The sequence below is a fragment of the Pseudomonas sp. WC2401 genome, assembly GCF_041200115.1.
Taxonomy (GTDB): Bacteria; Pseudomonadota; Gammaproteobacteria; order Pseudomonadales; family Pseudomonadaceae; genus Aquipseudomonas; species Aquipseudomonas fragi.
Genome location: NZ_CP165623.1, coordinates 2,649,517 through 2,662,691, shown reverse-complemented (window position 1 = coordinate 2,662,691; position 13,175 = coordinate 2,649,517). Strand labels below are relative to the sequence as shown.

Genomic DNA, 13,175 nt, shown 5'->3' with positions numbered 1-13,175 from the left:
TCAGGCATCCTTGCACGCATTGGTAAACGCCGAAAATGGCACGGGTTCCAGCGGAAAACGCGGGCGCAACCAGCCCACATCCTGGCGCCCGGTGGCCTCACGCAGGCGGTCACTGCAATAGCCGACACACATGCGCCCCTGGCAGTCGCCCATGCTCACCCGGGTGCGCATTTTCAGGCCGGCCATGTCCTGCACGCCCTGGCTGAGGGCCAGGTCGATATCGGCGCGGGTCACATGCTCGCAGCGGCAGACCACGGTGTCCGCCTGGGGCAGGTCAATCTGGCGTGTGCCGCGGCGGGTATACCGATCAATCCCGCCGCGAAAGCGCATCAGGGTATTGAGCCTGGACAGGTACTCGCGGCGTTGTTCAAGCGCCTGTTTCTCACTCAGGACCCCACGCTGCAGCAGGATCGACAACGCGGCGATCCGCCCCGTGAGCATCGCTGCCTCGCCCCCGCGCATGCCCGTGACATCGCCGGCCAGGTGAATGGATGCCTGGCTGCTCTGCTGCCAGCTGTCGGCTTTGGCCGCCAGGTAGCCGTCGACGTTGTAGGCGTGCTCCAGGCCCATCTGCTGGCTGAGCTGAGTGCGCGGAATAAAGCCATAGCCCACCGCCAGGGTATTGGCCTTCACCGCCTGCGCCTGGCTTAGGTCGGCCTGCCAGGTGCTGGAATAGGGGGCGACGACCACTTCGCTCAGCTCCCCTTCCCCAAACGCCTCCACCACGCCCCAGCCGTAATGCACGGCCACGCCATGACGCTTGAGGTAAACCAGCATGCTCAGGCCGTCGAGGAACAACTGCGGCTGGTTGAGCAGCGCCAGGCTTTGCTTGGCAATGCGGCCAAACTCGCACGCCTCATACACTCCGGCCACTTCCACACCCGCCGCGTGTAACTGGCACGCCACCAGCATCAGCAAGGGCCCGGTGCCCGCGATCAACGTCGGCCCCTTGGGCTTGACGACGCCACTTTTGATCTGCAATTGCAGGCCACCCAGCATGATCACCCCTGGCGTGGTCCAGCCCGGAAACGGCACGCTGCGTTCATGGCAACCGGCGCACAGCAACAGTTGATCGAAACCGACTTGCTGCAATTGCTCATGCTCGTCCAGCACTTGCAGGCTTTGCTGTCCCTGCCCGCCGACCACGCGATGGTTGAGGCGTACATCCACCAAGTGGGCAATGGCCGAAAATTCGCCGTGCAATTTTTGCAGCGCCGTCTTGTAGCGCTCGCCCAGGTAGTCGAGTTCAACACCGTCACGCAAAGGCCCGCGGTAAACCACACCGCCCAGGCGCGACGCTTCTTCAAGCAAGGTGCTTTGTACGCCATGATGCGCCAGCTCTATCGCCGCCGACAGGCCCGCCGGGCCACCCCCGACAATCACCGCACGCGCGCTCATAGCACCAGCTCCTGGCTGGCGACGCGGTTGATACCCGTCTCGACTTGCATGCCGGGCTTGACCACGGTCTGGCAGGCGCGACGCTTGTGCCTGCCGTCGATATTCACCAGGCAGCAGTAACACACGCCCATGCCGCAATAAGCGCCCGTCATGCGCCCGTGATCGTTGGGGGCCAATTGCCGCATGCCCACTGAGTTCAACACGCTGAGTACGGTCTCGCCCTGCGCGGCATTGACGGCCTGGCCATTGACCAGAATGGACATGTCGGCCTGCTTCAAGGGTTGGATATCGTACTGTCGCTTCAAGTCATCCATGTCTGTCATTCCTTTTTGTGGGTGTCGCTCGGTCAATCACTGGCACCTTGTGCCAGGACCGGTGACCTTAGCCTGCTTCTGAAAACAAACATTGATGCGTGCCAATAAAGGGCGCGTTTCATGTGTTTTTCAGCCATTGCCCTTACACTGGAGGCCCCTTGCACACTGGCGCGCTTATGGACCTCGACCTGGCCCGTACCTTCCTTGAAATCGTCCGCTACGGCAGCCTGGTGGGCGCGGCGGAAAAACTCCATGTCACCCAGACGGCTGTCACTGCCCGGGTTCACAAGCTGGAAAGCCTGCTGGGCGTGACCCTGTTTATCCGTAACCGCGCGGGGGCCAAGCTCACCCCCGAAGGCGAGGCCTTCGTGGTGTACGCCAACCAGCTGCTGCAAACCTGGGAGGCCGCCCGCCGCGACCTGCCACGGCCCGAAGGGCTGGACCAGTTGCTGCATATCGGCGGTGAGGTCAGCCTGTGCAACCCGCTGATCCTCAACTGGGCCAAAGCCCTGCGCCAGAACCTGACCACCCATGCCCTGCGCATCCAGATCAGCGATGCCGGGCAACTGCTGCGCCAGATTGAAATGGGCCTGCTGGACGCCGCCCTGGTCTATCAGCCCGCCTACTGGCCCGGGGTGCAGGTGGAGCAGTTGCTGGAAGAAAAACTGATCCAGATCCGCCGCCCCGAGCAGCCCGAGCCTTATGTGTATGTTGAATGGGGCGAAGGCTTTCGTCGTCAGCATGACGCCGCCCTGCCCGACAAAGCGCGAGCCGCCATCAGTTTCAACCTGGGGCCGGTGGCCCTGCATTACATTCTGGACAACGGCGGCAGCGGCTACTTCCGCACCCGCGTGGTCAAGAGTTACCTGGACAGCGGCGCCCTGGAACGGGTGCCCAAGGCCCCGGAATTCAGCTACCCCACCTACCTGGTGTACTCCCGCGAGCGTGACTGCGCCGCCTTGCAGGAAGGCATCGCGTTGCTGCGCGAGATCGTCAAGCAGGACAGCGACTGGTCGCAGCAGTGGGAGCCGGAAATTTAAGACGATCGGCCACCGATGAATGCTTTCAGCCCGAGGGCCAATCCCTTAGGCTGCGAGCGCTGAGCAACGCATAAAAACAATACAGGTGGCACATGACCGACCTTACCCGGACCCACGACAGCTGGCTGACTTCGGCCTCCCATCAACAGTGGCTGCGCGACCAGGGCCAGGCGCTGGTGGATTTCGCCAAGGCCGCCCGCGTGCCATCAGGCTTCGCCCAGCTCGACCGGTATGGCCGCCGAGCGGACGATGCACCCGCCGACACCCTCACCACGGCGCGTATGGTCCACAGTTTTGCCCTCGCCCACATTCAAGGCCTGCCTGGATGCGCGCCGCTGATCGACCACGGCCTGGCGGCACTGGCCGGCCCGCTGCGCGACAGCGAGCATGGCGGCTGGTTTGCCAGCCCTGGCGCGCAGGACGGCAACACCCGCAAGGCTGCATACCTGCATGCCTTTGTCGCGCTGGCCGCCAGCTCGGCAGCGGTGGCCGGACGCGGTGGCTCGGCCGAGTTGCTGGGTGATGCGGTGGCTATTGTTGAAGGCCGGTTCTGGTCCGAGCCGCAAGGCGCCCTGCTGGAAAGCTTTGCCCGCGACTGGAGTGACTGCGAGGCGTATCGCGGAGCCAACAGCAATATGCATGGTGTTGAGGCGTTTCTGGCCCTGGCTGATGTCCTCGACGAAGACCTGTGGCTCGATCGCGCCCTGCGCATTACCGAGCGGCTGATCCACCAGCAGGCGGCGCAGTCCGGCTACCTGCCGGTGGAGCATTTCGATCACAACTGGCAGCCGCTGCCCGACTACAACCGCGACAACCCGTCAGACGGCTTTCGCCCTTTCGGCAAAACCCCGGGCCATGCCTTTGAGTGGGCGCGCCTGTTGCTGCACCTGGAGGCGGCACGCAAACAACGCGGGCTGCCGGCGCCCGAGTGGTTGCTGGCAGACGCGCGCCAACTGTTCGCCAGCGCCTGCCAGCATGGCTGGGCTGGCAATGGCGGAATCGTCTACACCCTGGACTGGAACCATCAACCGTTGGTGCGCGAGCGGCTGCACTGGGTTGTGGCCGAAGCGGCGGCTGCGGCGGCTGCGTTGCTGCAACGCACCGACGAGCCTGGGTATGAGGTGTGGTATCAGCAGTTCTGGGACTATATCGACCTGCACATGATCGATCGTGTGAACGGCAGCTGGCATCACGAACTGGGGGCCGACAACCTGCCATCGCAGACCATCTGGCCCGGCAAGCCGGACCTTTACCATGCCTACCAGGCCACCTTGCTACCCCGCTTGCCGCTGGCCATCAGCCTGGCCAGCGCGCTCAAGCTGCGGCGCTGAAAGCTGGCACACCGCGGCGAAGCCATCGCGGGCAAGCCCGGCTCCCACAGGCATTGCGCCGACCTTGTGGGAGCGGGCTTGCTCGCGATTCAGGCGATGCGGTCAGTCAGGCACACCGCGGCGCGGCCATCGCGGGCAAGCCCGGCTCCCACAGGCATTGCGCCGATCTTGTGGGAGCGGGCTTGCTCGCGATTCAGGCGATGCGGTCAGTCAGGCACACCGCGGCGCGGCCATCGCGGGCAAGCCCGGCTCCCACAGGCATTGCGCCGACCTTGTGGGAGCGGGCTTGCTCGCGATTCAGGCGATGCGGTGCATCAGGCACATCACCAGTCGTATTGAACCTCCAGCGATGCCGTGCGCTGCTGGCCGTAGTAGCAGCCGAAGCTGTAGTTGCACGAGGACACATACTCGCGATCAAACAGGTTCTGCACGTTCAGGCGGGTGCTCACACCCTTGAAGCTCGCATCCAGCGCCGCCAGGTCGTAGCTGAGCGTGGCGTCATACACCACAAACGACGGCGTCTTGAAGGTGTTGTCCGAATCCCCGAAGTTTTTCCCGGTATACCGCGCACCACCGCCCAGGGTCACGCCTGCCAGCGCCTGGCCGGTAAAGTGGTAGTCCGCCCACACGCTGGCCGCCCACGGCGATTGCGCCTCGCTGCGGTTGCCTTCATTGCCGTAGTTGGACTTGGTGTAGAACACGTCCAGATATGACACCGACGCAATCAGGTCAATGTTGTTGAAGCTGCTTTTACCTTCAACTTCAATGCCTCGCGACCTGACCTCACCTGCCTGAACCTGATACTCCAGATACTCAAGGTCACCGGTCAGGACGTTCTGCTGGGTGATCTCGAACACCGAGGCAGTGAGCAGGCTGGAGTCGTTGGGCTGGTATTTGACCCCCACTTCATATTGCTTGCCCGTCATCGGCGCGAACGCCTTGCCACCCCGGGCCGGCGCCGCAGTGCCCACCGACGGCAGGAAGGATTCGGTGTAGCTGATATACGGCGCCAGGCCGAACGAGGTGACATAGGTCAGGCCCACACGCGCGGTGAACTTGTTGTCGTCCTGACTCTCCCGGGAGCTGGCCAGCAGGTCGTTGTTCTCAACCCTGGCCCAGTCCTGGCGCCCGCCAATGGTGAGGATCACGTTGTCCAGCTTGATCTGGTCCTGCACATACAGGCCGGTCTGCTTGACCTTGTTGTCCCATTGGGTGGTCAGGGTCGGCACGCCCAGGGTGCGGTAGTTGGTGGGGTTGTAGAGGTCGATGATCTCGCTGCCGGACAGGTTGTAACCCTGATACTTGCGAGTGAAATCACGGTAGTCCAGGCCCACCAGCAAGGTGTGCTGCAAGGGGCCGGTGACGAAGTCGCTCTGCAGGTGGTTGTCGAAGCTGTACGAGCTGTTCTGCTGGCGCCAGTCCAGCTTGGTGCGGCTGGCATGGGTGTCGGTGGCACCGTCCGGGGCAGTGACAAAACGGTTGAGGTAGAAACCCTTGTAGCGGTCATTGACGTCGATGTAGCTCAAGCTCTGCCTGTAGGTCATGACCTCGTTGAAGGCATGGGAAAACTGGTAGCCGAGCACATACTGGTCGCGCTTGTAGTCGTTCCATTTCGAGTCGCCCGAAAAGAAGTCACGATCAATCTTGTTGCCCTGGGAGTTGCGGTACAGGCTGCCCACGGCTGGCAATGACTGATAGTCGGCCAGGGCATCATCCCGTTGCAATTGCGCGTACACCGTCAGCTCGGTGCTGTCATCGGGCGCCCAGGTAAAACTGGGCGCCAGCAGCATGCGCGAATCTTCGGTGTAGTCGATTTGTTCGCTGCCGGTGTTGCCGACGCCGATCAGCCGGTAGCTCAAGGTTTTGGCGTCGTCCAGCGGGCCGGTGGTGTCGAAGGCCAGGTTGTAGCGGTCAAAACTGCCGGTACCGACCTTGACCTGATGTTTGGCCTCGGTGCTCGGGCGCTTGGACACCATATTGATCATGCCCCCTGGCTGGTTTTGCCCGTAAAGCACCGAAGACGGGCCCTTGAGCACTTCGATGCGTTCCAGGGTATAGGGGTCTATTTGCGGGGTGCCGCCCAGGCTGCCCGCCGAAGGCAGATAGGCACCGTCAAGGTAGAGCAACGTCGGGGCAAAGCCGCGGCTGGTGATTTCATCGGCAATGGTGTTGCGGTCGGTGTAGCCGTTGGTGCTCAGCCCCGGGGTGTAGCGCAGCGCCTGGGTCAGGTCGCGGGCGCCTTGCTCTTGAACCTGGTCGGCGGTGACCACGTTGATGGTCTGCGGGATTTCCAGGATCGGCGTGTCGGTCTTGGTGGCGGTGGCCGAGCGGGTGGCGACAAAGCCGTCGACGTGGCCACGGCCATCCTCGCCAACACGCGCCGATACGTTGGTCGCGCCCAGATTCAACGCCCCGGCCTCGGCATGCGGGTACACACTCAGGGCGCCGCTGTCGGTCACGCTCAAGCCCAGGCCACTGCCCGCCAGCGCACGTTCAGCGGCCTGTTGCGGGGTGTACATGCCATTGACCGGCGCAGAGGTCTTGCCCTGCAACAAGGCCGGCGCCACCGACAGGGTCAGGTTGCTATCCCGGGCGATGCGGCTCAGGGTCACGCCCAGAGGCGCGGCAGGCAGGTCAAAAAAGCGCGTGGCGCTTTGTTCGCCGGGCATGACCTCAGCACGCGCGCCTTGCGGATGGCAGGCAATGCTCAGGGTAATGGCCAGCGCCAGCAGGCAGGTTTTCGGTTGAGCGTACGGCATAGGGCGTCCTTTCTCGTTGCAAGGTAGGCAGTTGTAACCTTGACCAACGAGAAAGGCGTTCCCCTCACCCTATTTGCAATTAATTCGCATTCGGATGTTTTTACCGGCGCACCTCGATCAGGGTCAGCCACGGTCCGTACCGCGTGACCTTGATCGGCAGGGTTTGCGCCAGCGTATTGAGGGTTTGCGCGGTATTGTCCAGCGCGAATACGCCGAACACCCGCACCCGCGCTGCTTCAGGGCTGATGCGCAGCATGCCGGTCTGGTAGGGCCGCAATGCCTCGACCAGGGCCGACAACGGTTCATCATGCAGTTCGACGCGGCCCTGCAGCCAGTCGGTCTGGCTGCGCGAGGTCGGGGTTTGCGGGTCGATCTGGGTGGCGGTGAACGACACCGCCTGACCGGTTTCGATGCGCCGCTGCTGACCGCCCAGGGTGTCCAGTAGCACGCTGTGTTGCTGCACGCTGGCCAGGCTTTCATCGCTGCCCTGGCGCACCATAAAGCGCGTACCCAGCGCCTGCACCTGGCCCTGGGCGGTGGTGACCACAAACGGCCGCTTGGCATCGGCGGCCACCTCCACCTGCAGCTCGCCTTCACGCAGGCGCACGCGGCGCTGGCCGTTGCTGAACTGGATATCCACCGCGCTGCGGGCATTGAGCGTCAGCAGGCTACCATCGGCCAGTTCGACCGTCTTGCGCTCGCCGGTGGCCGTCTGGTAATCGGCCGTCAGGCCTGCCAGGGGCGTGACGCGGTCCACCAGGCCTGCTCCAGCCAGGCCCAGCAGCAACAGCAGCAGGCCACCTTGCAGGGTCTTTTTACCGGGCATTACAGTGCTGGCCAGCAGGGCCCGGCGCGCGGCCTGCAACTGCCCGGGGCTGCGCCGCTCCACCGCATGCAGGTCAGCCACCGGGGTTTTCAGAACCCCCGCGACCCGCTGCCAGGCGGCCAGGTGCGCGGGGTTCTCGGCCAGCCAGGCCTTGAACACCTGGCGCTCCGACGGGCAGGCCTGGCCGGACTCCAGACGCAGCATCCAGTCAATGGCGGCACGGGTGACCGGATCTACCTTGGCTGTACTCATGGGCACTCCGCCGTCTGCGACAGGCAATGAACAAAGGCGCGGCGCAAATCGCGCTCCACCGTGGCCAGCGACACGCCCAGCAACTCGGCGATGGCCTGCTGGGGCATGCCTTCGAGGCGATTGAGCAAAAAGGCGCGCTTGACCCGCGACGGCAAGCCTTCCAGCACGCGGTCGATGGCTTCGATCGCCTCGCGCACCAGGGCAATGTCTTCGGCGGAGGGGGCGAAGGCCGGGGGCAGCTCGGCCAATTGCTCGAGGTAGGACTGCTCCAGCTTGCGCCGCCGCCACAGCGAACACAGCAGGCGCCGGGCCACGGTGCTCAGGTAGGCGCGAGGTTCCCGGATACGCTCCAGTTGCCGGGCGTCCCAGGCGCGCAAGAAGGTGTCCTGGGCCAGATCAGCCGCATCCTGCGGGCAACGCACCTGTCGCGACAACCAGCCGCGCAGCCACGCATGATTGTCGTGATACAGGTTCGCCAGCAGGCTTTTGGGATCCACAGGGCTAGACACGATAGATAACCATACTTAAATAGCAATAAGTCGCATTATCGTCGGATCAAGCCTAAATGCAAGCCGTGTGGGAGCGGGCTTGCTCGCGATTAAGGCGATGCGGTCAGTCAGGCACACCGTGGCGCTTCCATCGCGGGCAAGCCCGGCTCCCACCGGCATGGCGCCGACCTTGTGGGAGCAGGGCCTTCAGCGACCGCCGCCCAGGTCCAGGAAGGTGCCCGTTGTGTAGGAGGCCTTGTCCGAGAGCAGCCACACAATGGCTTCTGCCACTTCTTCGGGGCGCCCGCCACGGCCCATCGGGATCAGCGGTTCAAGTTTGCTGACTCGCCCCGGGTCGCCACTCAGGGCGTGGAAGTCGGTGAAGATATAGCCCGGGCGCACGGCATTGACGCGGATCCCTTCCCCCGCCAGTTCCTTGGACAAGCCCAGGGTGAAGGTGTCCAGCGCGCCCTTGGAAGCGGCGTAGTCGACATATTCGCCGGGCGAGCCCAGGCGTGCAGCCACCGATGACACATTGACGATATTTCCGCCCTGCCCGCCGTAGCGCGGCGACATGCGCAGCACCGCATGCTTGGCGCACAGGATCGGCCCCAGCACGTTGGTCTTGAGGGTGTGCATGATGCGCAGGTCGGTCAACTCATCGACCCGCGACTTGAGCCCCACGGTGCCAGCATTGTTGACCAGCGCCGTCACCGGCCCCAGTTGTTCATCGACGTCAAGAAACAGGCGAATGATTTCTTCTTCGTCACTGACATCGGCACGCACGGCAATGGCCTTGGCACCGAGGGCGCGAACCTGTGCCAGCACCTCATGGGCGGCGGCATCATCGGTCAGGTAGTTAATGCAAATCCGATAACCCTGCCTGGCAGCCAGCAAGGCAGTGGCAGCGCCTATACCGCGGCTGCCGCCGGTGATCACGATGACTTTATCCATAAATACGTGTTCCCCTTACACCGATCCAAATCTGGCTGCCAGAATAACCGCGAAGGCGCGGTTTTGTCAGGTCGCCGTCTTGTTGTCTGGCTCGACGGGCCTGGCACTGTGGATATCCGCCATAAACTGTTCCGCCGGCAAGGGCTCGCCCAGTAGAAAACCCTGCAGGGCGTCACAGCCAAGGGTAGTCAAAAAGCTTTGCTGGGTATCGGTCTCCACCCCTTCGGCAACGATGCGCAAACCCAGGGCCTGGCCCAGCGCGACAATGGCCGAGACAATCGCCGCATCGTCACTGTCGTGCTCCAGGTCGCGCACAAAGCCGCGGTCGATCTTCAGTTCATTGGCGGGCAGGCGCTTGAGGTACATCAGGCTGGAATAACCGGTACCAAAATCGTCGATGGACAGGTCCACGCCCATTTGCGACAAGCGCTGCAACACCACCATGCTCGCGTCGGCATCGCTCATGGCGGTGGTTTCGGTGATTTCCAGGGTCAGGCTGTTGGCGGGCAACTGATGGCGCTCCAGCGCGGCGACCACGCTGTCGACCAGGCCGGAATAACAGAACTGCAATGCCGACAGGTTGACTGCAATGCGCCAGTGGCTATAGCCCTGGTCGAACCAGGCGCGCATCTGCCTGCACGCTTCATTGAGCACCCAGTCGCCGATGGGGATGATCAGGCCGGTTTTTTCCGCCAGGTCGATAAAATGTTCCGGCAGCAGCAACCCCTGCTGCGGGTGCTCCCAGCGCAACAGCGCTTCAGCCCCCACCGACTGGCTGTTGCTGGCGTCGAACTTGGGCTGGTAATGCAGACGAAACTGCTGCAGCTCCAGGGCCTGGCGCAAGTCCTGCAGCAGTTGCAATTGCTTGCGCGCATTGGTGTTCATCGAGGCGTCGAAAAAGCTGTAGCCGTTCTTGCCGGTGCCCTTGGCGTGGTACATCGCCGCATCGGCGTTCATCAGCAACTCCTCGGCGGTCAGGCCATTGCCGGGGTACAGCGCGATGCCGACACTGGCGGAAATCAGCAACTCATGCTCATCGACGCGAAATGCCCGGGACAGCAGGCTGACCTGACGCGCCGCCACCTGCGGCGCATCATCTGGCTCAAGCAGGCGCACCAGCAGCACGAATTCGTCACCGCCAATGCGCGCCAGGGTGTCCTGGCTGCGCAGCTGCTCGCGCAAGCGCAAGGCGACCTCGCGCAGCAGGCGGTCGCCCAGGTGATGACCAAAAGCATCGTTGACCGGTTTGAAGCCATCGAGGTCGATAAACATCAGCGAAAAACAGCCGCCCTGCTCCGCCACCTTGTTCATCGCCTGGCCGATGCGGTCGGCCAGCAGGATGCGATTGGGCAGCCCGGTGAGGGTGTCGTGCAGCGCCAACTGGGTCAGTTCTTCGTTGGCCAGGGTCAGGGAATCTGCCAGGGCGGCGGTACGCGCATCAAGGCGGGCATCGAAAATCGAGGTCAGCAAGGCGATCACCAGTACCGCCAGGCTGGACACCAGCACCAGATTGTCCAGGCCGTTGCCGCTCAAGCCGTCGATGGCGGCACCGCAAAAACTGCCGATGGGAAAATTGGCAGCGGCCATGCCGGTGTAGTGCATGCCGACAATCGCCAGGCCCATGATCACTGCAGCGCCACCGCGCATCAGCCGTACATAGGGGGTTTGCCTGCGCAAGCGAAAGGCAATCGACAATGCGGCCGCCGAAGCCCCCACGGCAATCACCAGCGACAGGCCGAACAGCGTCGGGTCGTAGTCGATACCCGGCTGCATGCGCAACGCGGCCATGCCGCTGTAATGCATGGCACTGATCCCCGCGCCCATGATCAAGGCACCGAACAGCAACTGCAGGGCCGGCAACCGTGGCTGACTGACCAGCCACAAGGCAAAACCCGAAGACAGAATGGCCACCAGCAACGACCACAGGGTCAGCCCCAGGTCGTAGCCCAGTTCAAGGGGCAACTGCAGGGCGAGCATGCCGATAAAGTGCATCGACCACACGCCAAAGCCCATTGCCAGCGCTCCGCCGCCGATCCACAGATACACGGTACGCCCCCGCGCCGTGGCGATGCGACCGCTAAGGTCAAGGGCGGTGTACGACGCCAGGATGGCGACACACAGGGAAATCAGAACCAGCGCGGGGGAGTAACTAGCAGAAACCATGGGCCTTCTCGTGAACAGATGCCGAACAGCGTCCATGCCCGGTAAAGAAGCGCAATTGTACTGCTTCCCTGCTTTTACGCACCTATCCGCGCGACTAAATCCTTAAGCCCCATGCCCTCCCAGTGGGAGCCGGGCTTGCCCGCGATGACCGCACCGCGGTATACCTGATTGACCGTATCGCCTGGAATCGCGAGCAAGCCCGCTCCCACAAGATCGGCGCAATGCCTGTGGGAGCCGGGCTTGCCCGCGATGGTCGCGCCGCGGTATGCCTGATTGACCGCATCGCCAAAATCGCGAGCAAGCCCGCTCCCACAAGATCGGCGCAATTTCTGTGGGAGCCGGGCTTGCCCGCGATGGCCGCACCGCGGTATGTCTGACTGACCGCGGCGCCTCAATCGCGAGCAAGCCCGCTCCCACAAAGAAACTGCTCCCCCTGCCTTCAGTTCAACTCAAACAACCCTGCTGCCCCCATGCCGCCGCCGATGCACATGGCAACCACGACAAACCGCGCGCCACGGCGGCGACCTTCAAGCAGGCTGTGCCCCACCATCCGTGCACCCGACATGCCGAACGGGTGACCAATGGCAATCGCCCCGCCATTGACGTTCAGTCGGTCATTGGGAATCTGCAGAAAGTCACGGCAATGCACCACCTGGCAGGCGAACGCTTCGTTGATTTCCCACAGGTCAATATCCGACACCGTCAGGCCAAAGCGCTTGAGCAACTTGGGAATCGCATACACCGGGCCAATACCCATTTCTTCCGGCGCGCAGCCACTCACGGCAATCCCGCGGTACACACCCAGGGCTTCGATTCCACGTTGTCTGGCTTCGCCACGGCTCATCAGCAAGACCGCAGCGGCGCCATCGGAAAACTGCGAGGCGTTGCCTGCCGTAATGAACTCACCCTGTTCAATCCACTTGCCGTCTTTCCACACCGGCTTGAGGCTCGACAGATCTTCAAGGGTGGTGGAGGGACGGTTGCACTCGTCACGGTCCGCGATTACCTCCTGATGACCGCTGGGCTTGCCTTCCTTGTCAAAGCACAGCTTGCGCGCTGCCAATGGCACGATCTCATCGGCAAACAGGCCTTCAGCCTGGGCGGCAGCCGTGCGTTGCTGGCTCTGCAGAGCATACTGATCCTGCACTTCGCGGCTGATGTTGTAGCGCCGGGAGACGATTTCGGCGGTTTCGAGCATCGGGATATAGGCCGTGGGCATGCATTCGAGCACGGCTTCGGACTGGGCGCGGTAGGTGTTTTTGTACTTGTTCTGGGTCAGCGACAACGACTCCACGCCACCGGCCACGGCTATCTTCATTTCGCCGGTCATGATGCCGTTGGCCGCCACGCCGATACTCATCAGGCCCGAAGCGCACATGCGATCGAGCGCCATGCCCGGCACGGTATCGGGCAAACCGCCGGTGTACGCACACAGGCGCCCGATATTGTAGCTCTGGGTGCCCTGCTGGGCAGCGGCGCCCATGATCACGTCTTCCACCGAACCCGGCTCGATACCTGCGCGCTCGACGACGGCACGCACCACGTGGCCGCCCAGCACCGGCGCTTCGGTATCGTTGAACGAGCCACGGAAGGACTTGGTCAGGGCCGTGCGGGCGGTGGATACGATCACAACGTCATTCAAATTCATAT

The 13,175-nt window shown here is 63.2% G+C and carries 12 protein-coding genes; 3 read left to right on the top strand and 9 right to left on the bottom strand.

Translation table 11 applies throughout. From position 1 onward, the window contains the following. Window positions 1-1,398, bottom strand: coding sequence for a cyanide-forming glycine dehydrogenase subunit HcnB (gene hcnB / locus AB3G35_RS12115; protein ID WP_369781502.1), 1,398 nt, complete (start codon window positions 1,396-1,398; stop codon window positions 1-3). Next, complete coding sequence (locus tag AB3G35_RS12110; RefSeq protein WP_016780495.1) at window positions 1,395-1,712, bottom strand: (2Fe-2S)-binding protein; 318 nt, start codon at window positions 1,710-1,712, stop codon at window positions 1,395-1,397. Before AB3G35_RS12110 ends, hcnB begins: the two co-directional genes overlap by 4 nt. Window positions 1,713-1,888: 176 nt before the next feature. Here AB3G35_RS12110 and AB3G35_RS12105 point away from each other — a divergent pair, with 176 nt between their 5' ends. Both AB3G35_RS12105 and AB3G35_RS12100 read left to right on the top strand, forming a co-directional pair. After that, complete coding sequence (locus AB3G35_RS12105; protein ID WP_369781501.1) at window positions 1,889-2,752, top strand: LysR family transcriptional regulator; 864 nt, start codon at window positions 1,889-1,891, stop codon at window positions 2,750-2,752. Window positions 2,753-2,844: 92 nt separating this feature from the next. After that, window positions 2,845-4,083 carry an AGE family epimerase/isomerase gene (locus AB3G35_RS12100; RefSeq protein WP_369781500.1) on the top strand — a complete coding sequence of 413 codons (1,239 nt, stop codon included), beginning with the start codon at window positions 2,845-2,847 and terminating at the stop codon, window positions 4,081-4,083. A gap of 193 nt (window positions 4,084-4,276) precedes the next feature. Here the strand turns inward: AB3G35_RS12100 and AB3G35_RS12095 are convergent, their stop codons facing one another. The 6 genes from AB3G35_RS12095 to AB3G35_RS12070 form a co-directional block, all read right to left on the bottom strand. Next, window positions 4,277-4,405, bottom strand: coding sequence for a hypothetical protein (locus AB3G35_RS12095; protein WP_262501858.1), 129 nt, complete (start codon window positions 4,403-4,405; stop codon window positions 4,277-4,279). Window position 4,406: 1 nt separating this feature from the next. Beyond that, complete coding sequence (locus AB3G35_RS12090; protein WP_369781499.1) at window positions 4,407-6,842, bottom strand: TonB-dependent siderophore receptor; 2,436 nt, start codon at window positions 6,840-6,842, stop codon at window positions 4,407-4,409. Window positions 6,843-6,942: 100 nt separating this feature from the next. Further along, window positions 6,943-7,920, bottom strand: a complete 978-nt coding sequence (locus AB3G35_RS12085; RefSeq protein ID WP_169904983.1) for a FecR domain-containing protein — start codon at window positions 7,918-7,920, stop codon at window positions 6,943-6,945. Continuing rightward, window positions 7,917-8,417: a sigma-70 family RNA polymerase sigma factor gene (locus AB3G35_RS12080; RefSeq protein ID WP_016780489.1), complete on the bottom strand. Its 501-nt coding sequence runs from the start codon at window positions 8,415-8,417 to the stop codon at window positions 7,917-7,919. Before AB3G35_RS12080 ends, AB3G35_RS12085 begins: the two co-directional genes overlap by 4 nt. Window positions 8,418-8,615: 198 nt before the next feature. Continuing rightward, complete coding sequence (locus tag AB3G35_RS12075) at window positions 8,616-9,362, bottom strand: SDR family oxidoreductase (RefSeq protein ID WP_016780488.1); 747 nt, start codon at window positions 9,360-9,362, stop codon at window positions 8,616-8,618. Between the two features lie 66 nt (window positions 9,363-9,428). Continuing rightward, the gene (locus AB3G35_RS12070) at window positions 9,429-11,525 is read right to left on the bottom strand and encodes a putative bifunctional diguanylate cyclase/phosphodiesterase (protein ID WP_369781498.1); all 2,097 of its coding nucleotides are present in this window, start codon (window positions 11,523-11,525) and stop codon (window positions 9,429-9,431) included. A 122-nt stretch (window positions 11,526-11,647) separates the two neighbouring features. Here AB3G35_RS12070 and AB3G35_RS12065 point away from each other — a divergent pair, with 122 nt between their 5' ends. Next, complete coding sequence (locus tag AB3G35_RS12065; RefSeq protein ID WP_166672962.1) at window positions 11,648-11,902, top strand: hypothetical protein; 255 nt, start codon at window positions 11,648-11,650, stop codon at window positions 11,900-11,902. 62 nt (window positions 11,903-11,964) lie between these two features. Here the strand turns inward: AB3G35_RS12065 and AB3G35_RS12060 are convergent, their stop codons facing one another. Then, complete coding sequence (locus tag AB3G35_RS12060) at window positions 11,965-13,173, bottom strand: acetyl-CoA C-acyltransferase (RefSeq protein ID WP_016780486.1); 1,209 nt, start codon at window positions 13,171-13,173, stop codon at window positions 11,965-11,967. Window positions 13,174-13,175 lie beyond the last annotated feature (2 nt).